This window comes from Veillonella sp. (assembly GCF_018364065.1).
Classification (GTDB): Bacteria; Bacillota; Negativicutes; order Veillonellales; family Veillonellaceae; genus Veillonella_A.
This window is the reverse complement of the sequence record NZ_JAGZMO010000010.1, coordinates 47,381-71,433: the sequence shown is the minus strand read 5'-3', so window position 1 is coordinate 71,433 and position 24,053 is coordinate 47,381. Positions and strand designations below refer to the sequence as shown.

The 24,053-nt window shown below is 46.7% G+C and carries 23 protein-coding genes and 6 tRNA genes; all 29 read left to right on the top strand.

Annotated elements, in window-relative coordinates; translation table 11 throughout:
* Nucleotides 1-445: EF-Tu/IF-2/RF-3 family GTPase (locus tag KHZ77_RS09110; RefSeq protein WP_295198165.1), on the top strand; the 445-nt coding region annotated here is incomplete at its 5' end.
* 264 nt (nt 446-709) lie between these two features.
* Nucleotides 710-1,252 carry a glutathione peroxidase gene (locus KHZ77_RS09105; RefSeq protein ID WP_295198162.1) on the top strand — a complete coding sequence of 181 codons (543 nt, stop codon included), beginning with the start codon at nt 710-712 and terminating at the stop codon, nt 1,250-1,252.
* A 295-nt stretch (nt 1,253-1,547) separates the two neighbouring features.
* Nucleotides 1,548-3,314 (top strand): radical SAM protein, encoded by a 1,767-nt coding sequence (locus KHZ77_RS09100; protein WP_295198159.1) that lies wholly within the window; start codon nt 1,548-1,550, stop codon nt 3,312-3,314.
* A complete protein-coding gene (pgeF, locus tag KHZ77_RS09095) occupies nt 3,286-4,146 on the top strand; it encodes a peptidoglycan editing factor PgeF (protein WP_295198156.1) in 861 nt (286 codons plus the stop codon). Before KHZ77_RS09100 ends, pgeF begins: the two co-directional genes overlap by 29 nt.
* 170 nt (nt 4,147-4,316) lie before the next feature.
* On the top strand, nt 4,317-5,003 hold the full coding sequence (locus KHZ77_RS09090) for a YggS family pyridoxal phosphate-dependent enzyme (RefSeq protein ID WP_295198154.1): 687 nt from the start codon (nt 4,317-4,319) through the stop codon (nt 5,001-5,003).
* A 19-nt stretch (nt 5,004-5,022) separates the two neighbouring features.
* Nucleotides 5,023-5,520, top strand: a complete 498-nt coding sequence (gene sepF / locus KHZ77_RS09085; protein ID WP_295198151.1) for a cell division protein SepF — start codon at nt 5,023-5,025, stop codon at nt 5,518-5,520.
* A gap of 58 nt (nt 5,521-5,578) precedes the next feature.
* The gene (gene proC, locus KHZ77_RS09080) at nt 5,579-6,379 is read left to right on the top strand and encodes a pyrroline-5-carboxylate reductase (protein WP_295198149.1); all 801 of its coding nucleotides are present in this window, start codon (nt 5,579-5,581) and stop codon (nt 6,377-6,379) included.
* Between the two features lie 13 nt (nt 6,380-6,392).
* Nucleotides 6,393-7,178, top strand: coding sequence for a YlmH/Sll1252 family protein (locus tag KHZ77_RS09075; protein WP_295198147.1), 786 nt, complete (start codon nt 6,393-6,395; stop codon nt 7,176-7,178).
* Nucleotides 7,179-7,195: 17 nt separating this feature from the next.
* Nucleotides 7,196-7,795 carry a DivIVA domain-containing protein gene (locus tag KHZ77_RS09070; protein WP_295198145.1) on the top strand — a complete coding sequence of 200 codons (600 nt, stop codon included), beginning with the start codon at nt 7,196-7,198 and terminating at the stop codon, nt 7,793-7,795.
* A gap of 203 nt (nt 7,796-7,998) precedes the next feature.
* On the top strand, nt 7,999-8,634 hold the full coding sequence (locus tag KHZ77_RS09065) for a bifunctional precorrin-2 dehydrogenase/sirohydrochlorin ferrochelatase (protein WP_295198142.1): 636 nt from the start codon (nt 7,999-8,001) through the stop codon (nt 8,632-8,634).
* The gene (gene hemA, locus KHZ77_RS09060) at nt 8,603-9,880 is read left to right on the top strand and encodes a glutamyl-tRNA reductase (protein ID WP_295198140.1); all 1,278 of its coding nucleotides are present in this window, start codon (nt 8,603-8,605) and stop codon (nt 9,878-9,880) included. Before KHZ77_RS09065 ends, hemA begins: the two co-directional genes overlap by 32 nt.
* Before the next feature lie 4 nt (nt 9,881-9,884).
* Nucleotides 9,885-10,823 carry a hydroxymethylbilane synthase gene (hemC, locus tag KHZ77_RS09055; protein ID WP_295198138.1) on the top strand — a complete coding sequence of 313 codons (939 nt, stop codon included), beginning with the start codon at nt 9,885-9,887 and terminating at the stop codon, nt 10,821-10,823.
* 5 nt (nt 10,824-10,828) lie between these two features.
* Nucleotides 10,829-12,355 carry a uroporphyrinogen-III C-methyltransferase gene (gene cobA / locus KHZ77_RS09050; protein ID WP_295198169.1) on the top strand — a complete coding sequence of 509 codons (1,527 nt, stop codon included), beginning with the start codon at nt 10,829-10,831 and terminating at the stop codon, nt 12,353-12,355.
* Between the two features lie 192 nt (nt 12,356-12,547).
* On the top strand, nt 12,548-13,519 hold the full coding sequence (gene hemB, locus KHZ77_RS09045) for a porphobilinogen synthase (protein WP_295198135.1): 972 nt from the start codon (nt 12,548-12,550) through the stop codon (nt 13,517-13,519).
* Between the two features lie 165 nt (nt 13,520-13,684).
* Nucleotides 13,685-14,983, top strand: coding sequence for a glutamate-1-semialdehyde 2,1-aminomutase (hemL, locus tag KHZ77_RS09040; protein ID WP_295198132.1), 1,299 nt, complete (start codon nt 13,685-13,687; stop codon nt 14,981-14,983).
* A 50-nt stretch (nt 14,984-15,033) separates the two neighbouring features.
* The gene (locus tag KHZ77_RS09035; protein WP_295198129.1) at nt 15,034-15,387 is read left to right on the top strand and encodes a hypothetical protein; all 354 of its coding nucleotides are present in this window, start codon (nt 15,034-15,036) and stop codon (nt 15,385-15,387) included.
* A 1-nt stretch (nt 15,388) separates the two neighbouring features.
* Complete coding sequence (locus KHZ77_RS09030) at nt 15,389-16,735, top strand: MATE family efflux transporter (protein WP_295198126.1); 1,347 nt, start codon at nt 15,389-15,391, stop codon at nt 16,733-16,735.
* 196 nt (nt 16,736-16,931) lie between these two features.
* Nucleotides 16,932-17,795, top strand: coding sequence for a prephenate dehydrogenase/arogenate dehydrogenase family protein (locus KHZ77_RS09025; protein WP_295198124.1), 864 nt, complete (start codon nt 16,932-16,934; stop codon nt 17,793-17,795).
* 111 nt (nt 17,796-17,906) lie between these two features.
* A complete protein-coding gene (locus KHZ77_RS09020; RefSeq protein WP_295198121.1) occupies nt 17,907-18,947 on the top strand; it encodes a nicotinate-nucleotide--dimethylbenzimidazole phosphoribosyltransferase in 1,041 nt (346 codons plus the stop codon).
* Nucleotides 18,944-20,011, top strand: coding sequence for a nicotinate-nucleotide--dimethylbenzimidazole phosphoribosyltransferase (locus tag KHZ77_RS09015; protein WP_295198118.1), 1,068 nt, complete (start codon nt 18,944-18,946; stop codon nt 20,009-20,011). Before KHZ77_RS09020 ends, KHZ77_RS09015 begins: the two co-directional genes overlap by 4 nt.
* A gap of 124 nt (nt 20,012-20,135) precedes the next feature.
* The gene (locus KHZ77_RS09010; RefSeq protein ID WP_295198116.1) at nt 20,136-20,990 is read left to right on the top strand and encodes a LarC family nickel insertion protein; all 855 of its coding nucleotides are present in this window, start codon (nt 20,136-20,138) and stop codon (nt 20,988-20,990) included.
* Nucleotides 20,991-21,269: 279 nt separating this feature from the next.
* A tRNA-Gly gene (locus KHZ77_RS09005) sits at nt 21,270-21,344 on the top strand.
* Between the two features lie 6 nt (nt 21,345-21,350).
* Nucleotides 21,351-21,426: transfer RNA gene (locus KHZ77_RS09000), tRNA-Asn, on the top strand.
* Between the two features lie 31 nt (nt 21,427-21,457).
* A tRNA-Gln gene (locus KHZ77_RS08995) sits at nt 21,458-21,532 on the top strand.
* Nucleotides 21,533-21,543: 11 nt separating this feature from the next.
* Nucleotides 21,544-21,619, top strand: a tRNA-Lys gene (locus tag KHZ77_RS08990).
* Between the two features lie 4 nt (nt 21,620-21,623).
* A tRNA-Glu gene (locus KHZ77_RS08985) sits at nt 21,624-21,698 on the top strand.
* 5 nt (nt 21,699-21,703) lie between these two features.
* Nucleotides 21,704-21,779, top strand: a tRNA-Val gene (locus KHZ77_RS08980).
* A 212-nt stretch (nt 21,780-21,991) separates the two neighbouring features.
* Entirely contained in the window at nt 21,992-22,642 is a 651-nt protein-coding gene (trmB, locus tag KHZ77_RS08975; protein WP_295198114.1) for a tRNA (guanosine(46)-N7)-methyltransferase TrmB, read from the top strand.
* A 3-nt stretch (nt 22,643-22,645) separates the two neighbouring features.
* Nucleotides 22,646-23,959 (top strand): FtsW/RodA/SpoVE family cell cycle protein, encoded by a 1,314-nt coding sequence (locus KHZ77_RS08970; protein ID WP_295198111.1) that lies wholly within the window; start codon nt 22,646-22,648, stop codon nt 23,957-23,959.
* The last annotated feature ends 94 nt before the right edge of the window (nt 23,960-24,053 follow it).

The following is a 24,053-nucleotide window of genomic DNA, read 5'->3' as shown; positions in this document are numbered from 1 at the left end:
TAAAGAAAAAGCTGAAAGCTATGTTATCACCGGTCTTGAAATGTTCCGCAAAACTTTGGACTCTGCAGTAGCAGGCGACAACGTTGGTGCACTTCTTCGCGGTGTTGACCGTAAAGACATCGAACGTGGTCAAGTTTTGGCTAAACCGGGTTCCATTCATCCACACACTAAATTCAAAGCCGAAGTTTACGTATTGACTAAAGAAGAAGGTGGCCGTCATACTCCATTCTTCTCCAACTACCGTCCACAGTTCTACTTCCGTACAACTGACGTAACCGGCGTTATCCAATTACCGGAAGGCACAGAAATGTGTATGCCTGGCGACAACATCACTATGGAAATCGAATTGATCACTCCAATCGCTGTTGAAGAAGGTTTACGTTTCGCTATTCGCGAAGGTGGCCACACAGTAGGTGCCGGTGTTGTAACTGCTATTGAAGCTTAATATTTAGAGTTTTCTGTAATATGAGCCGATAGAGCTATACAGTATAATTGTATAGAATGGTAAAGTGTTACCTTTACATAGAAAAGCTCAGCTCCGGCTGAGCTTTTTCTTTCCTTTGAGAAAAATAAACACCACGCAAAATTAAATTGTTGACAATCTAATTGATTTTTTTCGACATATCATATATAATAGGGGTATAAGTCTTAAAGAAATTACTTAACCGCGAATTGACGGTTAAGAATTGTTAAATTACAGGAGGCTATTATGAGCGTATATGAATATAGTGTAAAAGATAAAGTAGGTAATGACGTATCCTTAAAGGATTTTGAAGGTCAAGTAATGATTATTGCCAACACAGCAAGTAAATGTGGCTTTACTCATCAGTACGAAGGCTTGGAAGCTTTATACAAAGAATTCAAAGACAAAGGCTTTACTGTAATCGCAGTTCCTTCCAACCAGTTCGAAGAACAGGAACCTGGCAACAACGATGAAATTCAACATTTCTGCAAATTGAACTACGGTGTAACATTCCCTGTAATGGGCAAAACTGAAGTTCGCGACGCTGGCGCGATTCCTTTGTTCCAATACTTAACTAAGGAACAGGGCTTCAAAGGTTTCCACGGCAATCACGTAGAATCCATGGATTTCTTACAAGAAGAATATCCTGAATTCTTAAAAGGCGATTCCATTAAATGGAACTTCACTAAATTCTTGATCAACCGCAAAGGTGAAGTAGTAGGCCGTTACGAATCCAACGTTGAACCGGCAGAAATGAAAGCTGATATCGAAAAATTATTAGCTGAATAATATTCGCAGCATTCAGTAACATTGCTATGTAGTTGGTAACGTTGCTTATAGAGGCGGCAGACATAAGTCTGCGGCCTCTTTTTTGTATGTGTAAGCCTCTGTATGTTCAAGTTTTTGCTAGCGGAAGTTTTGGATATGCATAATTTTCTTTAGCATGAATTAGTTTTTTAGAGCCTATAAGTTTTTCTTGTATACATGCGCTTTGTCAACCTGTAAAGGTGGACTATCAATGTAAATTTGACGTATAATAAAAAATAAAGGATATATTCAAAAGGTGTAATAAAGGAGGCGACTTATGAGTCGTGATGAGATTATAAATTCGCTGCGCTCATTGCGTGCGAATGAACAAAGTCGCATCGACTTTAATCCGCATAAACCCTATAAAGTGGGATTGGTATATCCGAATACATATTTTGTGGGCATGAGCAATTTGGGGATGCAGATTATTTACGAAGAAATTAATGGTCGCCCTCAAAGTTGTGCGGAGCGATATTTTTTACCGGTCCATAAAGATTTGGCCGCTTATGAAAAATATCGATTGCCTCTTATGAGCATCGAAACCCAACGACCACTCAACGAATGTCATGTGGTGGGGATGGATGTAACGTTTGAAATGGATTACTTCAATATTCCCGTGCTGCTTGAGTTAGGGCATATTCCGGTGCTGCGCAAGCATCGTATCGAGCGGGATCCTATTGTAATTGCCGGAGGTCCTTGTGCCACGTTTAATCCGGAACCTATATCAGATTTTTTTGACGCCTTTCTCATCGGTGAAGGGGAAGGGCTTATGAGTGAAATATTGAATGTCGTGGAAACGGGACGGGAACGAGGGGCTCTGCGCTCCGAAATCCTGGAAGACCTGCATAATTTGGACGGCGTCTATGTGCCGGAGTTTTACACGCCGAAGTATGATGAATACGGTCGTTTTTCCGGTTATGAAGGAACACCGAAACCAGTTCATCGGCATTGGCGACCGCTCGAAACCGTTGGGGAAACCGTAGTGCATACGGACTTTACTGAATTCGGCGCCATGTACATCGTGGAAGTGGCACGCGGTTGCGGCCGTCACTGCCGATTCTGCATGGCCGGCTATTGCTATCGCAAGCCTCGCGTACGGCCTCTGGATGATTTGAAAGCCGGTGTGGACCGGGCGGCGGCTCTGGGAAAGAAAGTGGGCCTCATGGGGGCAGCCATTTCCGATTACCCGCAAATTGATGAGCTGGTGCAATATATTCGCTCTAAAGGACTACGCTATTCCTGTGCGTCACTTCGAGCCGACTCCTTGACGGAAGATGTAGTGCAAGGCTTGGCCGCCAGCGGACAGCAGACGGTCACGGTAGCGCCGGAAGCGGGGAGCGAACGGTTGCGCCGGGTGATTAATAAAGGCATTACGGATGAATCGCTGTTTAAAGCGGTGGACTTGGCTGCCAAGGCGGGCATACCGCATATTCGCCTCTATATTATGGTGGGCCTTCCTACGGAGGAACAGGCGGACATTGAAGCGATTGTGCAGATGGCGAACGCCGTGTACGCCCGTATGGAACGGGACGGCTGCAAAGGTCGCCTCACATTAAGCGTGAATCCTTTTATTCCGAAGCCCTTTACACCATTTCAATGGATGCCTATGGCAGATCAGAAAGAAATTCGCAAAAAGCTTAATTATATAAAGAAATCCTTACAGAAAAATCGTCACATTGAAGTCCTGGTGGAGTCGCCGCGCGAAGCCTATGTGCAAGCCGTGTTGGCCCGCGGTGACCGCCGGCTGGGCGCTGTACTCGTTGAAGCGGTGAAGCAGGGCGGGCCGAAAAGCTTTAAAAACGCCTGCCGCGATTTGGGTTACAACGAAGAAGATGAACTCTATCGCGAACGCGCTCTCGACGCGGTGCAACCTTGGAGTATTCTCCACATGGGACTTAATGAATCATACTTGGCTAATGAATGGCGGCGCAGCTTGAACGAAGTCTATACAGCTCCTTGTCAGGACGGCTGTAAACGCTGCGGCGTATGTAGTGATACCAATGGAGGTGAATGTAATGCAACCCCTGAATCGGACAATAATTAGAGAAGGCGGCGGCTTTCCGGGGCGACCGTTTGACTTTGAGTCGGCCGCTATGCTGACGGGATTCCCTTTAATGCATGGCGTAACGCGACGCTTCGGCGGCGTTTCCAAGAAGCCGTTTGATTCTTTTAATCTGGGACTTCATGTGGATGATCAGGTAGAGGCGGTCGTGGAAAATCGGCGCCGCTTGGCAAAATTACTGCGCGTGGATGTGGAAGAATTGACCTTTGCGAAGCAGGTGCACGGATTGTCGGTGGCGCAGATAACGGAATTTAACCGCGGTGACGGTTCTACCAGCATGATTAAGGCGATTCCCGACAGTGACGCCATGATTACGAACATGCCGAAAACACCGCTCGTGCTGCTCATTGCCGATTGTGTGCCCGTGCTTATCTATGACTCCAGAAAGCACGCCATCGCCGTTATTCATGCGGGCTGGCGCGGTACAATCGGACACTTGCCGCCTATTACGCTGGAAGCGATGCGCAATGCATTCGGCACACAGGCGGAAGACTGTTATGTGTACCTGGGGCCGTCTATTCAGTCGGACTCCTTTGAAGTGAGCGAAACATTGGCGGAACAATTTCGCAAGGAAACATGGCGGCCTGACGATATTGTGTATTACAAATTGCGCGAGGACAAAGGGATTAAGACGCCGCGCGTCGATTTACAGCAGTTCATCGTTCATGATTTACTTGATGCAGGCGTACCATTGCGGCAAATTACCGTATCCGGCACTGACACTATGACCTCGCCGGGCTGTTATTCATACCGCCGGGAAAATGGTAAAACGGGGCGCATGGGACTGTTCGCCATGCTGAGTTTACATAAATAATTCATAATGGGCGTTTAAAATCATTTAGTCGGGGCGCAAATGTGGATAAAATGTGGATAAATGTATATAAATGCCTATACATCAATCTGTGAATATATTATAATAAGAACGCATGAAAGTAATTTTAAAAGCATGCAAAAATCAGAATTAAAGCATGTGGGAGGTAGGCAATGATTGAACAGGCATTAGCTGCAGTCAAGGCCCGTATTGATTCAGCGATGGCTAAAGCCGGTAGAACGGATCACGTTCAATTGCTGGCTGTTACGAAAAATCATCCTGTGTCGGCAGTAGAAGAAGTCGCTCGCCTGGGCATTACGGCTGTTGGGGAGAACAGGGTGCAGGAAGCCAAAGAGAAGATAATGACCTATAATGGTCCGGACATACATTGGCACTTAATCGGCCATTTACAAATGAATAAAGTGCGGCAGGCAGTGCCGTTATTTACACTGATTCACTCGGTGGACAGTATTAAACTGCTGAATGAAATTGAAAAAGTAGCAACAAAGAATGATAGAATTCAACAAATTTTACTTCAAGTAAATGTAGCTAAAGAAGAAAGCAAAACCGGTATGGATGTTGAAATGTTACCGGAGATTATTGCTCACAGCAAGACCTTATCTCATGTATCTGTCAAGGGACTGATGTGTATGGCTCCTTTCTTTGATGATCCGGAAGAGGCAAGACCTATTTTTAAGGTTGCTCATACTTTATTTGAAGATATGAAACAACAGTTTCCTGAAGGGCAAATCGAGTATCTCTCTATGGGAATGACTCATGACTTTGAAGTGGCCCTTGAGGAAGGAGCAAATATAATTCGCGTTGGCACAGCCATATTTGGAAATCGCGTTTACTTTTAACGCGTGAAAGGATACATTGATGAGTTGGTTTAAAAAACTGTTAGACATGTTCAGAATTAATACGAATGACAACGAGTATGATGAAGATGAAGTCTATGAAGATGGCGATGAAGTAGAATATGAAGAGCCTGAGCAAGTAGCACCGGCTAGTACAGCAACTAATAATTCCGCATTCCGCGCGGCAAGACCAGGAGGGTATAATACAGTGGCACAACGTTCAACTGCAATGAGAGTGGTTATTATTGAACCGGTAGATTATGAAAAAGATTCTGAAAATATTGCGAATCAATTACGCGATATGCGTCCTGTAGTTATTAATTTTGAGCAGACTGATGCACATCATGCTGCCCGCATTATCGACTTCGTAAGCGGTGCAACATATGCATTGGACGGCACATTCAGAAAAATCGGGGAAAAAATCTACATTTGTGTACCTTCCAACGTAACAGTTGATACAACTGACAAAAACTATGCAGATTTGTCGGAAACATTAGCTTGGAAAGAACCTCAACTATAAGAGGCGTCTCAGCTACATAGGCTCAAATAGATGTATATACTGAATACAGGAGGCTAATATGTTTGGAAAGACCTTATTTGTTGGTGCCGGAGCCATGGGCGGCGCTATTTTGCGCGGTGCCATTAAGAACGGTTTACTGACAAAGGAAACAACATATGTTGTAGTAAAATCCGACATGCACGCTACCGAGTTGACTGAAGAATTGGGTGTAACCGTAACAACGAAGATTCCTGATTTAAGTACAGTTGACACAATTATTTGGGCGTTAAAACCACAAGTATTGCCAACTATATTACAACAAATAAAGGGAATTTCAGCAGAAACTGTTTGTATTTCCGTAGCAGCCGGCATTACCCTGGAATCTTTAGAATCCTGGGTGCCTGAAGCGGTGTGGTATCGCACTATGCCGAATACACCGGTAGCTGTAGGAGCGGGTTTGACCGCTATTGCGGGCGGCTCGAAAGCAACAGTGAACTTGACGGATCAGGTAGTGGACCTCTTCGGTGCCATCGGTGAAGCCGTCGTTGTGTCTGAAGCCGACTTGGACCGCCTCAGCGCGATTTCCGGCGCCGGCCCGGGCTATGCCTTTGTCATCATGGATGCATTGGCTGATGCAGGGGTACGTATCGGATTGCCTCGAAAGGTGGCTATCAAAGCGGCGGCACAGACATTGTACGGCGCAGGCCTCATGGCTCTCAAGACCGGTGCTCATCCGGCCGTATTGCGCGATCAGGTTACCTCTCCCGGCGGTACTACCATTGCCGGTATCGGCGCCATGGAGAAGGGCGGCTTACGCTCCGCTATCCAGGATGGCGTAGTAGCATGCTATGAACGATCTTTAGAATTAGGTAAAAAATAGTTAGGAAGATAGTGTGAAAGACAGAGAAAAATTAATACGATATTTTGAAGCGTCAGGAAATGGCGAACAGGCAAGACGTATGCTTGATTTGGCGGAACAGGTAGTGGCGGGCAGACCGTATCGCGTTACCGAATTCATGTCCCCGGCAGGCCTCGTAATTGCCGATGCCATTAAAGCCAATCTACCGCAAATTCGCGTCGCTTTTGAAGGCGGCTATGAAGGGGCGGAACGATTGCGCGTCGCTTTTATAGACAACGATTTTCAAGGTACTGTGGATTTTGGTGTACAGGCCTTAAAAATATCCTGGGACCCGCGTTTTCGTCTATTAACACACCGCGATGTACTGGGCTCCTTGATGGGCCTCGGCATTGAACGTGAACATTTTGGTGATATTATTATGCAGACCGGCGGCGCACAGCTTATTGTGGACAGCGCCATGGCTGATTATGTAAAACAGAACTTCACCAAGATTGCCATGGTATCGGTGTCAGTGGACGATATGTCGCTGGACGAGATTGTCCCTAAAGAAGAAAAGATAAAAGAAATTCGCACCACCGTGGCTTCGCTGCGTTTAGATGCAGTAGCCTCCTCGGGCTTCAGCGTGTCGCGTACGAAACTGGTAAGCTCTATTAATGCAGGGCTTGTACAAGTTAACTGGCAACCTGCCAAAGGTCCGGCACAGGAAGTAAAAGAGGGTGACATTATTTCACTCCGTGGGCGAGGACGAATGAAGATTGAGGAAATTACCGGTACGTCCCGTAAAGGCCGTATAGGTGTCTACCTTAAGCGATTCATGTAATTAGGAGGGATAAGACTATGATTACACCAATGGATATTCATAATAAGGAGTTTGAAAAGGGCTTTCGCGGTTATGACACTGATGCAGTAGATGCTTTTCTGTCCGAATTAGTTCATGACTATGAAGTATTGTATCGCGACAACCGTGAAATGACTGACAAGATTGAACAGCTTGAAAAACGTTTGGCTCAGTACGAGCAAATGGAAGAAACAATGAATAACACCTTGGTCTTGGCTCAAGAAACCGGCGAAAGTGTAAAATCCGCCGCTCGTAAAGAAGCGGATCTTATTATTCAGGAAGCGGATCAACAACGCAAACAGATTCTTGAAGATGCAGAACGTTCCTTGCGCGAAGGCCAAGAAAAATATGCCGTTATGCGCAATGAAATTGCCGTATTCAAGGCAAAAATGGAGTCTATCCTGACTTCTCAACTTCAATTGTTGGACGGTTGCGTATTAGGTGAAAGCAAAGTGCCTGTAGAAACTGCAGATATGGAATTCTCCTTGTTGAATGCAGAAGAAGCAACTCAAGCAGCTTCGGAAGGCAGCGATGACTTTGTAGCGCCTGAAACTTCTGATGAACAGGACGCAGCAGACGAAACAACAAACGAAAAATAATTAAACATAGAAACTATCAATCGGCTTGAGTGTCTCAAGCCGTTTTTGATATTTCAGTAAAAGTTACTTCAATATACGGTTTTAAGTAAAATTTGCCGGAACAAGAATTAATTATATAAGTGTCACGGAAATTTGTTGTGTGTGGCAAATTTTTTTGAATGTTACTTATATACGCGTGTATGCCTTCAATGAGGGGGAACTATATGATAACAATGGGATTTCGATTGAACGGCCGTGCATGTACGGTGGTAGGCGGCGGCAAGGTTAGTGAGCGCCGGATTCGCCTGCTTCTGGACGAAGGTGCACAGATTACCGTTATCAGCCCGCATGTAACTGATGCAATCGCGCAGTGGGCATTGGAAGGCCGATTGATGTTATATAAAAAGCCTTACAGCAGAGAACTGTTGGGTTCTCCTCAATTTGTTGTGATTGCCACCGACAATAAGGCGGTCAATGAAGCGGCCGCTGCAGATGGACGGCGCAAAGGGGCTTTTATCAACCGGGCCGATGTGCAGAGTGATTGTGATTTTACATTCCCTGCGTCGCTGGTGATGGGCGATTTGGTTATCAGCATTATGACCGGATCTGCCAGTCCCCGCCTCAACCGTTTGCTAAAACAGGATATGATGGCGCGGTATAAGCCGGTGGAAACGGTGTTGCCGGAACTGGTGCAACTTAGAAGGCAAGTGAAAGAGCTACTGCCTACGCCGGGTGAACGGGAAGTTTTCTGGCAGAAGCAGTTAGATACAGAGGCAATGGAATTAATATTGTCCGGACAGTGGAAAAGAGTGGAGGAACAGATAAAAGATGCAATTAGTAGTATTGGGCTTAAATCATAGAAGTGCCCCCGTACATGTGCGGGAGCAGTTTTCCTTCGATAAATCGGAGTTGGGCGAAGCGCTCAACCACGTATACGAACATGAGCAGGTGTCGGAATGTGTAGTTCTCTCCACATGTAACCGCACGGAATTGTACGCCGTTATCGAAGATGTGGCTGACCCTAAAAAATTCATGCTGGAACTTTTATGCCATTTAAAAGAGCTTGATGCAACGGAAGTGGACGAAAGTTGGTTCTTCCTTTACGAAGGATCCGATTTAATGGAGCATCTCTTCAATGTAGCGGCCAGCCTTGATTCCTTAGTTCTGGGGGAAGGTCAAATCTTAAGCCAGTTGAAAGTGGCTTATATTACAGCATACGGCCGCGGATTGACGGGACCTGTGTTCAATATCATTTTCCAGAAAGCAATCAGTGTGGGTAAAAAGGTTCGCACCGTAACAGGTATTGCGAACACGCCGGTATCTGTAAGCTATGCGGCGGTAAATTTGGCGGAAGACTGCCTCAACAAACCGCTTAGTGAAGCGAAGGTTCTTATCTTAGGTGCCGGCGAAATGAGCGAACTTACAGCCACCCATTTACAGGCGAAGGGCGTTAAGAGCATTTTCGTGTCAAACCGTACCTTCGATAAAGCAAAGATTTTAGCGGAGCGCTTTGGCGGCGTAGCCGTTAACTTTGGCAACTATATTGATGAAGCGGCAACGGCAGATATTATCATTACATCTACCGGCGCCCCTCACTACATCATTGACGCATCGGCGGCGGAAAAAATTGCAGCCGGTCGTAAAAATAACCCGATTGTTATGATTGATATTGCGGTGCCTCGCGATATTGAGCCGGATGTGGCACAGGTGGAAGGGGTGTACCTCTTCAACATTGACGCGCTTGAAAGCGTGGTGGAAGCCAATAAGGCACAGCGCGCAAAAGAGGCGGAAAAAGCGGCTCCTATTATCGACGATGCTGTGGAAGAAATTGAACAGAAATTGCAGTACTTATCTGTTCGCCCTATGATGGTTCTTCTCAGCGACAAGGCGGAACGCATGAGAAAGCGGGAACTACATCGCGCCATGGCCAAGTTGCCGGACGCGGATGAAAAGACCAAAAAAATTATGGATAATATGTCGCGCATGTTAGTGCGCAAGCTCCTGCGCGAGCCGATGATTCGCTTCGGTGAAATTGCCGGCAAAGAAGAAGAGCAGGAATATTGGAAATTATTCCATGACATGTTTGACTTGGAAAAGGAGAAGTAATCAGATGAGAACACATATTCGCATAGGAACACGCAGCAGCGCCCTTGCTTTATGGCAGGCTGAGTTTGTGGCGGCGGAGTTAAAGAAGTTATATCCTGATTGCTCCATTGAACTGGTACATCACAGTACCAAGGGCGACCGCATTTTAGAAAAGCCGTTGGCGGCTATCGGCGGTAAAGGCCTTTTCACTGAAGAATTGGAACAGGCTATGTACAAGAAGGACATCGACCTGGCTGTACACAGCTTGAAAGATATGCCGACGGACTTGCCGGAAGGCCTGACGTTGGGGGCCATTACAAAGCGTGCCACCGCATCGGACGTATTGGTATCGCCAAAGTATAAGACTTTAGATAATTTGCCACAGGGAGCCAAAGTGGGCACCAGCAGCTTGCGCCGTCAGGCACAACTCCTGCATCAACGTCCTGATTTGGATATTCAGATGCTCCGTGGCAATGTGCAGACTCGTTTGCGCAAACTGGAGGAAGAAAACTTTGACGCCATCGTATTGGCAGAAGCGGGCTTAACTCGTTTGGGATTGGAAGAATATATTACGCAGGTATTCACCGTTGATGAGATGATTCCGGCTGTTGGTCAAGGCGCGCTGGCTATTGAATGCCGCAGCGACGATCAGGAAATGCTGGACATGTTGAAACCGCTCAACGATGAAGCAACTCGTTGGTGCACTATGGGTGAACGAAGCTTCCTGCGCCAATTGGAAGGTGGCTGCCAGGTACCTATGGGGGTTCACGGCACCATTCACAAAGGACAACTCACCATTAAAGCTCTCATTTCATCCTTGGACGGCAAAAACTGCTACGAAGGGGAAATGACCGGCCCATGCCAAACGGCGGAAATTATTGGGAAAAATTTAGCGAAGGCGCTTTATGAAGAAGGCGGCAAGCATATTATAGAGGATCTTATTCAGCGGGGAATTTTAAAATGACAGACATGAAGCAGAATGCGTCCGGGATCGTGTACCTGGTCGGTGCAGGCCCCGGCGACTATAAGCTGATTACGGTTAAGGGCCGTGAATGCATTGCCAAAGCAGATGTGATTGTGTATGACTATTTGGCGGATGAACGCTTATTGCGTTGGGCCAAGAGTGATGCGGAAATCATCTACGCAGGCAAACAGTGCAAAAATCATACATTTAAACAAACTGAAATAAACAACATGTTGGTTGAATTCGGCAAAGCGGGCAAAGTGGTTACACGCCTTAAAGGTGGGGATCCACTCGTATTCGGCCGCGGTGGCGAAGAAGCGTTGGCATTGAAGGAAGCGGGGATTCCATTCGAATTTGTACCGGGTGTTACGTCCGCCATTTCCGCGCCGGCCTATGCAGGGATTCCTGTAACGCAGCGTGCAGTGGCTACATCTTTTGCCATCGTAACGGGCCATGAAGATCCATCAAAAGATGCGTCCGGTATTCATTGGCAGGGGCTCGCTACGTCCGTTGATACAGTAACATTTGTTATGGGCGTATCGAATTTGCCAACCATTTCACAACGACTCATTGAATTCGGTCGCTCTAAAGATACGCCGGTGGCGGTGATTCGTTGGGGGACGAAAGCGGAGCAGGAAACCGTAGTGTCCACACTGGAACATGTAGTGGACGATGTGGCGAAAGCCAACTTGCGTCCGCCTGCGTTAATCGTTGTAGGTGAAGTTGTAAAATACCGCGAATCTCTTCGCTGGTTCGATAATAAACCGCTCTTCGGGAAAACCGTTATGGTTACGCGCGCTCGTGCAAAAGCCAGCGTGTTGACCGAAGAATTGGAGAAATTGGGGGCCCGTGTGATTGAAGCGGCCGCCATTAAGACACAATCGGTAGCGCTGACTGACGAAATCGAATCTATGATTCAGAACTTTGACGCGTATAAGGTTGTTGTGTTTACCTCCGGTGAAGGTGTGCGCTACTTCTTTGACCTTCTTTGGAAATTGGGCAAAGACAGCCGTATTCTTGGAAATGTGCGCATCTGTGCCATCGGTACAGGTACGGCGAAAGCGTTGCAGGCTCATGGCTTGCGTGCCGATATTGTGCCCGTAGATTACAAAGGCGAATCGGTAGTAACCGCTCTAAAAGAAACGGCCTCCACCGATGAAGACATTTTACTCGTTCAGCCGATGAAGGCTCGTGCCGTTATTCCGGAAGGATTGCGTGAAGCGGGCTTTAACGTCCATGTGGCTCGCATTTATGAAACCTTATTGGATGATTCGCAAGCGGAGGTAATGAAAAACGCCTTGGCTAATGATGAGGTAGATTACGTGACATTTACCAGCTCGTCTACCGTAACCAACACATTGCAGCTCTTGGGCAGTGAAGGCAAAGACTTGCTGAAACGCGCTACCATTGCCTGCATCGGGCCGATTACGGCGGCCACTTGTGTGGAACAGGGATTGGAACCTGAGCTGATCAGCGAAGTTCATACCATTCCGGCTTTGGTGGAAACCATTCAAGCCGATGCGGCTAAATAAAGGCGCATTCAGCAATGCAGCTTAATAAAGTTGTATTGAGCAATACGGCTTTATGTATTGTAATAAAGTTGCAGAGAGCAAATGTGACCAAATTAGGTTACAAGAAATAGATAATTTTGTAGTAATATATAACTAGATGCATATGTTTTAAATAAAGCTCTGTTATTATTTGTAAAGTTAGGAGATCTTATTATGTTAGATTTAACATACCGTCCACGTCGTTTACGTACCAGCGCAGCTATGCGTTCGTTAGTTCGGGAAACTTCATTATCGGTGGAAGACTTAATCTACCCGATTTTCGTTGTACCCGGAGAAGGTGTTCGTGAACCGATTGAGTCTCTTCCCGGCCAATACCATTTATCCGTGGATGAAGCGGTTAAAATGGCGAAGGAAGTACATGCACTTGGCATTTTAGGGGTAGAAATCTTCGGCATTCCTACATACAAGGATGAACAGGGCTCTTCCGCGTGGGATATGAATCAGCCTGTACAGCAGGCCATTGCGTCCATTCGCAAAGAAGTGCCTGAATTGGTAGTTGTTGGCGACGTATGCCTTTGCCAATACACCAGCACCGGTCATTGCGGCTGCGTGGAAGACCATGAAGTTCTTAACGATGAAACATTGCCTTTATTGGCAAAAGTGGCAGTAAGCCAGGCGCAGGCAGGTGCACAAATCGTAGCGCCATCCGACATGATGGACGGCCGCGTAAGTGCAATCCGCACAGCTCTTGATGAAGCAGGTTTTACAAACGTAACGATTATGAGTTACGCTGCCAAATATGCCAGCGCATACTACGGTCCATTCCGTGATGCGGTTCACTCCGCGCCTGAATTCGGCGACCGCAAAGGCTACCAGATGGACCCTGCGAACCGCTTGGAAGCATTGCGCGAAATTGAACTGGACATTCGTGAAGGTGCTGATATTATTATGATTAAACCGGCTCTTTCCTACTTAGACATCGTGCGCGAAGCACGCGACAACTTCGATATGCCGTTAGCTGTTTACAATGTAAGTGGCGAATATGCTATGGTTAAAACTGCGGCAGCTCAAGGCCTTATCGATGAAAAACGCATCGTGTTGGAAACATTGACGTCCATGAAACGTGCAGGCGCTAAAATTATCATTACCTACCATGCCATCGATGTGGCACGTTGGTTGCGCTAATAGAGAAAACTAATGTCATTAAGTTTAATCAGCTGAGTTGATTCAGTGAGGTTATTTAGCTGAATTGATTTGCTTGAAGTTGAACTTGGTTAATATGATATTTAGCGAAATGGCGTTCAGTTCGTAAGAGTGGCAGTTTGAACGAGTGAGGATAAGGAGAAAACTATGTACACATTAGATAAATCAAAACATGCGTTTCAGGAAGCAAAGTTTTACATGCCCGGCGGGGTTAACAGCCCGGTTCGTTCATACCGCAGCGTAGGTTCTGAACCGCCATTTATCAGCTCCGCGCAAGGGGATAGAATTTACGATATCGATGGAAACGAATACATCGACTATGTGCTTTCTTGGGGACCTATGATTCTTGGACATGCGAAGTCCGAAGTGGTTGCAGCCTTGCAGGAAGCTGTATTGCGCGGTACCAGCTATGGTGCTCCAACTTTACTTGAAACGGAAGTGGCTAAAAAGATTCAGGCATTCATGCCACACATGGAAATGCTCCGCATGGTTAACTCCGGTACGGAAGCGACAATGAGTGCGCTCCGCGTGGCTCGCGGCGTAACAGGCCGTGATAAAATCGTAAAATTCATCGGCTGTTATCATGGTCACAGCGACTGCTTGTTAGTTAAAGCCGGCTCCGGCTTGGCTACCTTCGGTGTGCCTGACAGCCCGGGCGTACCTAAATCGGTAGCAGCTGATACAATTACGCTTCCATACAACGATATTGAAGCAGTGAAAGAACTGTTCGCCAAAGAAGGGGACTCCATTGCGGCTGTTATCGTGGAACCGGTAGCAGGTAACATGGGTTGTGTACCGCCTGTACCTGGCTTTTTGGAAGCATTGCGCGAAGAAACAAAAGAACATGGCGCTATCTTAATTTTCGACGAAGTTATGTGTGGCTTCCGTGCTTCATCCGGCGGTGCACAGAAAAAATACGGCATCGAGCCTGACTTGACCTGCTTAGGTAAAATCGTAGGCGGCGGCCTTCCAATGGCAGTATTTGGCGGACGTCGCGACTTGATGAGCCAGGTGGCACCGGCCGGTCCGATTTATCAGGCCGGTACTTTGAGCGGTAATCCGGTGGCAATGACAGCCGGTTTAGTTACATTGACCTTGTTGCAGCAGGATCCGACTGTATTTAAACGGGTGGAAGCAGCTACAACAGCTCTTTGCCAAGGCTTGAAAGAACGTGCGGCGGCTCACAAGGTTCCTGTACAGTTACAATCGGTAGGCTCTATGTTTACCTTGTTCTTTACAGATAAACCGGTGCGCAACTTTGACGATGCGTCCGCTTGCAATATGGAACAGTTCAAAACATTCTTCCATTACAGCTTGAGCCATGGTATTTACTATGCACCAAGCCAATACGAAAGCAACTTCCTGTCCACATCCCATATTTCTCAAGACATTGAAAAAACATTGGATGTGGCTGATAAAGCCTTTGCGGAAGTAGCGAAGATGTAACTTAAAAGTGAATTATTAGTTTGTCATTTACTTGAACGAAAGGAGATACTATGGTAACAGTAACACCTGAGATGATGTCTGCGGCGCGCCAAAACTTGCAGGAGTGCCTGGAAGACAGTGTAATCCCCAAAGAGTACTGGGACCGTATTTATACATGGCTGGAACAGACTCATTTTGATGAAATATTCCTCGTAGGCCGTGATGCGGTAGGGGCCTGGTGGGCCACTCAAGAAGTCAAAAAAATGGGATATACCATTAACTTTGCCAAATGTGCCTGCATGCCGGCTAACTGGTTCCCAGAAGGGGAAAACTGGGACATGGCAAAAGTAAACGCCAAGTTCCGCCTCGTACAGGATTGGCAAATGTTGATTAACAACGAAGCATTGGATAAAATCGAGGAATAGTATGAGAACTCCGACAAAAAGCGCAAGCTTATCTGTAGTTTCACTGAGCTGGCCGATTTTTATCGAAATATTCCTACAAATGCTTATCGGGAACATTGACCAGTTCATGATGAGTCATTATTCCCAAGAAGCCGTAGCGGCGGTGGCAAATGCCAATCAGGTCATGAATATTTTCATCATGCTGATTATCGTCATGAGTACGGCCAGTACCATTTTAATCGCTCAATATTTAGGGGCGAAGAATCCCGATAAAATCAACGAAGTAACAACGGTGAGTATTGCCTTTAACTTCGTATTCAGTGCCTGCGCGGCGCTGTTTATAATAGTGTCACATCGCTGGCTGTTCGCCTGGCTGGGCGTGCCGGAAGAGGTTATGGAAGAAACGAGCCTCTACATGAGTATCGTAGCCTTCAGTATTCCAATTACCGGCGTGTATACCGCCTTTGTGGCGGCGTTCCGCGGATTCTCCCTGCCAATCATTACTATGTGTGTAGCCTTCGTAATGAACGTGTTCCACATCATCAGTAATGTGATCCTCATTTTCGGCTGGGCCTTCATCCCGTCCATGGGTGTGCTCGGTGTGTCCATTTCCACATTGATCAGTAAGGCCGTAGGACTTGCGTTGGTATACTACCTCTTCAAGACGCAGTTGCCAATTAAACTGTCCTGGTCCTATTTGAAGACATTCCCGAAGGATACGCTGAAACGACTTTTGCATATTAGCGTGCCGTCCGGCGGGGAAACCTTGTCCTACCAGTTGTCTCAGACAACGATTATGAAAATGGTCAACATTTTTGGTATCATGGTTATTAATACGAAGGTATATGCGTACATTATTTCCATGTTCTGTTATATGTACACCATTGCCTTGGCCAATGCGGCGCAAATCATCGTTGGCTTCTTGGTCGGTGCCGACCGGGAGGATGAAATCTCCAACCGCGTATGGCGCACCATGTGGCTGGGTATGGCTATCAGTATTGGACTATCCACTACATTCTATCTGCTGTCTGACTATATATTCGCGTTCTTCACCGATGATCCGGAGATTATTTCTCTGGGCAAAACGATTTTGTTCGTAGAAATTTTCCTCGAAATCGGGCGGTCCGTAAATATTATCATGGTGCAGTGTTTGCAGGCGGCCGGCGACATTCGAACACCGATGATTGTAGGCGTGTTCGGCATGTGGCTCTGTGCCGTTAACCTGTCCTACATTTTGGGCATCTGGCTCGGCTGGGGCCTCGTAGGCATCTGGATTGCCATGGCCATCGACGAAGGCGTGCGTGCCATCATCTTCGTATGGCGTTGGCATAGCGGTAAGTGGAAAAACAGGAAACTTATTGAAGCTTGAGGCTATATGAAAATAAATATAAGTGGCGTTGTAGCAGTACTCTGTTACAGCGCCTTTTTATATGTTGTTATGAATAATATAAAACTGGAAATATTTAAGGAATAAGGGTTATAATAAATATTATTTATTATCTACTCGGATAGTAATTGTAGTATAGTAGGGAGCCTATTGAGAGAGGGGCTCATGGAGGGAAGTTATGAGTAGAACAGTTGGAATTATCGGACTTGGTTTAATTGGCGGATCTATGGCGAAAGGGTTGAGCGGTAGCTCGAACTACCGCGTTGTGGGGTACGCGAGGCGCCAGTCCGTATGCGATAAGGCGGTGGCCGATGGCGGCGTTCATGAGGCGAGTACAGATTTAGAAACCGTTATTCGCCAATCAGATATTGTAGTATTTGCATTGCCGCCGGATACGAATGGGGAAGTCTTTAAAACGTGCATTCCCTTTTTCAAGGACGGTGCACTTATTACCGACGTATCAAGTACGAAGCGCAACTTTGCGGCCGTAGTGCATGCGCACATACCGGCTCATGCGAAGTTTGTGTCCATTCATCCAATGGCCGGTTCTGAAAAGGGCGGCTATGAAATGGCTACGCCTCATCTGTTTGCAGGCTGCACGTGGATTGTATTAAATGATACAGATCCGTCCTGGAGCGAAGAAGGAGCACAGGAATTGGCCGCCATGGGCGCGCATCTGGGTTCGCGCGTAGAATATATCAATATGGCGGAGCACGATGGCTTTATGGCGGCAGTAAGCCATATGCCTCATTTAGTGGCAGCCATGGTAGCTAAAGTGGCCGGTGGCGATGAACAGGGCGATTTGCGTCTGTCATTGGCGGCCGGCGGATTTCGCGATGTAACCCGTGTGGCAGGCGGCTTGCCTTCTATGTGGCGTGAAATCATCGGCGGTAACCGTCTGGAAGTGGCGAACGCATTGAATGCTCTGCGACGAGAAGTAGATGCGCTGGAAGATATGTTACAACGTGACGATGAGGCAGCGTTAGAGCAGTATCTGATAGAGGCCAAGGAGATTCGCGATAAATTTTCGAATATGAGTTGATTTAGATTATGTATCAATTACTTGATTTGGATTAACAAGTCATGACATGATTTAGATTGAAGAAGAACGACTTAATTCAGAATCAGAATTAATTTAGATTAGGAGAAATAAATGAGTTTATTCTTAGACACATGCGACAGAATTAAGCCGGCTGATGTTTCCATCGGCAAGGTGATAGACGAAGTATGGAATAAGGGGACTTTATACGGCAGTTACGGTAAGTTGGCGGATATGGTGAAACAATATGCCATGGCCACGGAACAGGTGTATCCTGTATTGCCAAAGGGCAGTATGGTCATCTGCTCCGCCGATCATGGCGTAGCTACGATGGGTGTCAGCGCCTATCCACAGAGCGTTACTGTAGACATGACGCGCAACTATTTGGTTGCAAAAGGGGCCGGCGCCAATGCATTGGGCGGCTATTGCGGCGCAGCGCTGGACGCCATCGATGTGGGCATCGCGGCTGATATGTCGGACACTCCGGGCCTTCGCCATTCGAAAGTGGCAATGGGTACTAAAAACTTTTTAGAAGAACCGGCCATGACAAAAGACGAAGCCATTAAAGCCATTGAAGTGGGCATCGCCTATGTGCAGGAGAAAAAGGCTGAAGGGTTCAACACATTCCTCGTAGGTGAAATGGGAATCAGCAACACGACGGCCAGTGCGATTATTACGGCGAAGTATGTAGGTCTTACTGCAGAAGAAGCAACCGGTCGGGGCACGAATATTTCCGACGAACGGTTAGCATTGAAAACCCGCATCGTTCACGATGTATTGGAAAAATATAGCCATGTTCCGAAAGAAGACGGTTTGGCCGTGCTCCAATCGGTAGGCGGTTTGGAATTTGCCTGCATCATGGGGATTATTCTTGGTGCGGCCGCTGAAAAATGCTTAGTTATTTTAGATGGATATAACACGACGGCGTGCGCCCTAATGGCACATGCCATCGCGCCAATCAGCATGGAATATGTAATGGCCTCCCACTTGTCAGCGGAAAAAGGTCATGTAAAAGCCTTGGAAAAATTAGGCTTAACCGCTTACGTAACATTGGGCCTCTGCCTGGGCGAAGCCTCCGGCGGTGCCATGCAAATGTCCATGCTCGACATGACTGTGCGTATGTATCAATCATTGGAAGGACGGTGCGACAAATGAAAGAGATCACAATAAAACCGTTGAACGGGGACTGTATGACCGTATGCCGCACACGTGTGGATAATTTGACGAAACCTTTATACAGCTTGGCTAAACTGGAAGAAATTGCCGTACGTTTGGCCGGCATTTTTGAAAACGAACAGCCTAAGAGTGTGAAAAAAGGCATCATCATATTTGCCGGTGACACGGCGGTGGATGGCCCTCAAAATCACACAAAAGGGCATGAGTCGAAAGCTGTAGTGGCACGTTTGGCAGAAGGTCCGAGCCCTACCGGTGCTATGGCAGAACGCCTGAATGCACCTATTTATGTAGTTGATTCGGGGCTGGAACAGGACACCACTGACCTGACAAATGTAATTCAGAAAAAAGTTAATAACGGAAGCCGTTTCTTCGGCATGCATCCGGCTTTTGAAAATAAGGCGGACGTGGATGCATTGCTGCAGGCCGGCGCTGATTTGGCGGAAGAAATGGCGGCTCAAGGCATTGACGCTATTGGCGTGGGCACCATTGGCGAACGCTCTTTGCTCAGCGGATTGGCTTTGACCAAGGCCATCACACAGTATGATATGGCGGAATTATTGACCGATAACGAATGCACCTTGTCGATTCGCGAAAAAGCGGAGCGTTTGCAAATGACCATGGCACGTTATGGTCTGGAAGAGGCAGAAGCGGTGGATATATTAGCTGCCGTAGGTTCTCCTGAAATCGTAATGCTTACCGGCTTTTTATTAAAGGCGGCTTCACTGCAGCGCGCCGTTGTATTTGATACGGCAGTTACAGGTGCGGCTGTGTTGGCGGCTGCGAAGATTAATCCGCTTGTAAAAGACTATGTATTCCCGTCTGTTGCGTACAATGAACCGGTTCACAAAGCACAGATGAAATACCTAGGATTCACCACATATTTGAACTACGATTTGGCAGTCGATGAAGCCGTAGGCTCCACACTCGGTTTATCTTTATTGGATGCATCCCTTCACATGCTGAATGACATGAAAACATTCGGTGAAGCGGAAGTAACCGTAGCAGAGGATGGTCCCGGCAATATTTTGCAGGACGGCCGTTAAGTAAACTGTAACTATGTAACAAAAGTCTGTAACTATGTGCCATATTATTGTAACAATGTGAAGAATATGGAAACTATGTGGCAGTCTGCTGTAACGGCCGGAGAATAAAGAGGAGGTGCAGCTCTTGAAGAAGCTGTATGGACTGGCCATGTCAGGGGTAAGCGGCAACATGATGGTTGGCGCCCTGCTTGACTATGGCGTTCCTTTTGAATATTTTGAAAACGAACTGGCCAAGCTCAACTTGGGCGGCTTTTCGTTGATACATGAAAAACAAAATAAAAGCGGTGTGGAAGGGACCTACTTTAATGTAGCGTTGGATCCACACTACAAAGCGCATTCAGTGAAAATAGAATCTGCTGAACTAAAGTTTGCTAAGGAAGAATCTGCGGTTCATCATTTGGGCCATAAGATTATGGGCCGTATTCACGGTCATGGTGAGCATCGCGGTTATATGGAAATAAAGGCCATCATTGAGGCTGCCGATTTGTCACCGTGGGTGAAGGAGAAGGCCATAGAAGCGTTTACTCACTTGGGACATGCGGAAGCGAAGGCGCATAATACGACGCTGGAAGCAGTGCATTTCCATGAGGTGGGCGCCATCGACTGCATTATTGATATTGTGGGCACCATGATTTGTCTGGACTATCTGAAAGTGACGTCTGTGCAATTTTCGCCGCTCCATGTGGGGCATGGCAAGGTGCGCTGCGCCCATGGACTCATGGATATTCCTACGCCCGCTACGAAAAATCTTTTAGAAGGATTTCCTACGTATGTTACACCTGTAAAAGGTGAATTGGTAACACCTACGGGAGCTGCTTTGGTAAAAACTTTACAAGCGGAACCATATGGACCTATGGCGGATAGCAAATTGATGGACGTGGTGGTTCAGATGATGAATGATGCGGAAGCAAGCAAACACAAAGGTGTAGGCTTGGGCACTATGGAACTTCCGATTCCGAATGTGTTCACGCTTTACTAAGTTTCAATGACGGAGCAGAATAAAGCGGCAAAGACAGATAGGCAAAGCGGCACAGACTAACATAACATAAGTCAGCTGTGCCGTTTTTTCATTCTTTTCGTTTAATTTTTACATTAAATTAAGAACTTGTAAAAAAAATGTAAAAAAGGTGTTGACAGGACGCAAGGCTATTTGATATTATAGTAAAGCAGTCAGGGGAACTGACTTGAAGATAATAAGTAATAAAAAAACTCTTGACAATTACTTATTAACGATGTAAAATTGTTTCTGTTGTGACATGCGGAAATAGCTCAGTGGTAGAGCACCGCCTTGCCAAGGCGGGGGTCGCGAGTTCGAATCTCGTTTTCCGCTCCATTGCATTCCTCGATAGCTCAGTCGGTAGAGCAATCGGCTGTTAACCGATCGGTCGTAGGTTCGAGTCCTACTCGAGGAGCCAATTTTTCATCGGATTTAATCTTTGTTAAGATAGGGGTGTCGCCAAGCGGTAAGGCAACGGACTCTGACTCCGTCATTCAAAGGTTCGAATCCTTTCACCCCTGCCACTTTTACACATGACTCACTAGCTCAGCTGGCAGAGCACCTGACTTTTAATCAGGGTGTCCCGCGTTCGAATCGCGGGTGAGTCACCATTTTGGCCCGTTGGTCAAGCGGTTAAGACACCGCCCTTTCACGGCGGTATCGGGGGTTCGATTCCCCCACGGGTCACCAAATACGGACGATTAGCTCAGCTGGGAGAGCGCCTGCCTTACAAGCAGGATGTCGGCAGTTCGATCCTGTCATCGTCCACCATACAAGACGAAAACGAACTTCTCTAATGAGAGGTTCGTTTTTTTTATATATTGAATCTATTCGATTTTATTGATACAATTAGTAATGGCGCATTGACGGCCTGCGAAATGACCGTTGTTGTCAATGTTTAGCAAGTATAGGGCGTGAATTTCATTGACTGAATTCTCACACCTTTTTTATAATTAAGTTAGAGCATATTAGAAGGAGAGATTATGCGATTACGTAGAAAACCATGGATTGACGAAGCAATTCACGAATACAGCTCCCACGTTGTGTTGGAGAATCACGAAGAACACAAAGGAAAATGGCGCGAATTATTTGAAGACCCTACAAAGCCTTTGTACTTGGAACTGGGTACCGGTAAAGGTCGTTTTATCGCCGGCATGGCGGAAGAACATCCGGAAGCCAATTTCCTCGGATTTGAAGTACAGCTCGGCGTATTATACTACGCAGCACAGAAAATCTTCGAACAAGGTGCACCGAATGCACGCGTTACCTTATTTGACATTGAAGGTATCGAAGGCATCGTTGAACCGGGCGAAGTTGACCGTTTTTACATCAACTTCTGCGATCCATGGCCAAAAGCGCGCCATGCAAAACGTCGCTTAACCTATCATCGTTTCCTTGAACGATATGCACGTCTTTTAAAAGAAGATGGGGAAGTTCATTTTAAAACCGACAACGAAGGCTTGTTCTTATTCTCCTTGGAAGAGTTTAAAAACGCCGGTTGGACGTTAAAAAATGTAACTTACGATTTACATAGCACGGACTTACCGAACGTTAAGACCGAATACGAAGAAAAATTCAGTAAAAAAGGACAGCCGATTTTCCGTTTGGAAGCCATTAAACCAAAGGAGGCGTAAGCCATGATTCAAATGGTGAAGGCAATAAGAAAATATTGGAAGACGCACATAGTTCGCAGCGATTTTCAGGGGATTATCTTTTGTAGTCTCATTTGGATAGTTATCGGTATTTTTAACGTATATAGCTCCGGCATGATTGTAAAAGGATCGACTGCGCCGGCGTTTTATCAGACGAATTACTTTAAACATATAGTCTTTTTACTTATTTCGGCGTTGGCGGGGATATTTTTCTATAAGATTGATTACCAACACTTCCGTTCATCTAAGTACACCGAGGTGGCTATCAAAGGCTTTATGGTCTTTGTGGCTGTAGCCTTGCTGGGCGTTTTAAAATTCGCCGAGCCGGTAAACGGTGCACGACGCTGGATTCAGCTGGGCAGCTTAATTTCCGTTCAGCCTTCGGAATTTGCCAAGTTGGGCAGTATTTTGTGGGCCGCCCATTGGATTGACCTGCAGCATCGCAAGCAGAGGTATTTATCCTGGATGGAAACCTTCACATATAAAGGCTCTATCGGCTGGTTGAACAACATCGCTCGCAATGGACGCAAAGTACCGGCCGTAGCATTGTGGCTGCCGTTTTTATACGCTGCCCTCACTTTGGTTGAACCGGATACAGGGACCGCCTTACTGATTGCGGCCATTCCGGTAATGCTCATGATTATTTCCGGGCTGTCTCGAAAAAGCGCCCTCATCATGATATACGGATTTTTAGCCATGATTCCTATTGCCGCTATCGGCATTATGAATTCCGCATACCGTAAAGAACGTATTTTAGCCTGGTGGGATCCATGGGGCTACGCACAGTCGCTCAGTTATCAGAGCGTGCAAAGTATGATTGCCATCGGCTCCGGCGGTATATTCGGACAGGGCCTGGCACAAGGTTCTGCCAAATACCACTATTTGCCGGAAGCTCACACAGACTTTGCCTTTGCCGTTTGGTCTCAGGAAACGGGCCTTATCGGTTCACTTATTTTAATCATTGTAGTGGCTATGTTCATTTACTATGGCCTTAATATTGCCTTGAAAGCGAAAGATTACTACGGTAAATTATTAGCTGCAGGCATTACGCTCATTATCGGCGGTCAGGCCGTGTTCAATATGATCATGGTTAGCGGAATGATTCCTGTAACCGGGGTTCCGCTGCCTTTCGTATCCTACGGCGGTTCGTCCTTGCTGACCAATGTCATTGCGTTGGCTATTTTATTTAACGTTGCTCATCGCAGTGAAATGGCGCGCAAGAAAATCGGCGTAAGCGGACATATTCCGTCATTGCGTGAAGAAACACGCAGCCGTTTCGCACCGGCTCATATTGAGTAGGTATTGACTCCGCGCAGCCGTTTTGCACCGGCTCACATAGAGTAGGGATCGACTCCACGTAGTCGTTTCGCACCGGCTCACATGGAGGAGGGAA

Bases quoted from the DNA above. Each gene is read 5' to 3' on its own strand.
- hemC (WP_295198138.1), top strand. From the start codon at position 9,885: ATGAGAACACATATTCGCATAGGAACACGCAGCAGCGCCCTTGCTTTA.
- hemL (WP_295198132.1), top strand. From the start codon at position 13,685: ATGTACACATTAGATAAATCAAAACATGCGTTTCAGGAAGCAAAGTTT.
- KHZ77_RS09030 (WP_295198126.1), top strand. From the start codon at position 15,389: ATGAGAACTCCGACAAAAAGCGCAAGCTTATCTGTAGTTTCACTGAGC.
- KHZ77_RS09100 (WP_295198159.1), top strand. From the start codon at position 1,548: ATGAGTCGTGATGAGATTATAAATTCGCTGCGCTCATTGCGTGCGAAT.
- hemB (WP_295198135.1), top strand. From the start codon at position 12,548: ATGTTAGATTTAACATACCGTCCACGTCGTTTACGTACCAGCGCAGCT.
- trmB (WP_295198114.1), top strand. From the start codon at position 21,992: ATGCGATTACGTAGAAAACCATGGATTGACGAAGCAATTCACGAATAC.
- sepF (WP_295198151.1), top strand. From the start codon at position 5,023: ATGAGTTGGTTTAAAAAACTGTTAGACATGTTCAGAATTAATACGAAT.
- KHZ77_RS09025 (WP_295198124.1), top strand. From the start codon at position 16,932: ATGAGTAGAACAGTTGGAATTATCGGACTTGGTTTAATTGGCGGATCT.
- KHZ77_RS09070 (WP_295198145.1), top strand. From the start codon at position 7,196: ATGATTACACCAATGGATATTCATAATAAGGAGTTTGAAAAGGGCTTT.
- KHZ77_RS09105 (WP_295198162.1), top strand. From the start codon at position 710: ATGAGCGTATATGAATATAGTGTAAAAGATAAAGTAGGTAATGACGTA.
- cobA (WP_295198169.1), top strand. From the start codon at position 10,829: ATGAAGCAGAATGCGTCCGGGATCGTGTACCTGGTCGGTGCAGGCCCC.
- KHZ77_RS09065 (WP_295198142.1), top strand. From the start codon at position 7,999: ATGATAACAATGGGATTTCGATTGAACGGCCGTGCATGTACGGTGGTA.
- pgeF (WP_295198156.1), top strand. From the start codon at position 3,286: ATGCAACCCCTGAATCGGACAATAATTAGAGAAGGCGGCGGCTTTCCG.
- KHZ77_RS09020 (WP_295198121.1), top strand. From the start codon at position 17,907: ATGAGTTTATTCTTAGACACATGCGACAGAATTAAGCCGGCTGATGTT.
- KHZ77_RS09035 (WP_295198129.1), top strand. From the start codon at position 15,034: ATGGTAACAGTAACACCTGAGATGATGTCTGCGGCGCGCCAAAACTTG.
- KHZ77_RS09015 (WP_295198118.1), top strand. From the start codon at position 18,944: ATGAAAGAGATCACAATAAAACCGTTGAACGGGGACTGTATGACCGTA.
- KHZ77_RS08970 (WP_295198111.1), top strand. From the start codon at position 22,646: ATGATTCAAATGGTGAAGGCAATAAGAAAATATTGGAAGACGCACATA.
- KHZ77_RS09090 (WP_295198154.1), top strand. From the start codon at position 4,317: ATGATTGAACAGGCATTAGCTGCAGTCAAGGCCCGTATTGATTCAGCG.
- hemA (WP_295198140.1), top strand. From the start codon at position 8,603: ATGCAATTAGTAGTATTGGGCTTAAATCATAGAAGTGCCCCCGTACAT.
- proC (WP_295198149.1), top strand. From the start codon at position 5,579: ATGTTTGGAAAGACCTTATTTGTTGGTGCCGGAGCCATGGGCGGCGCT.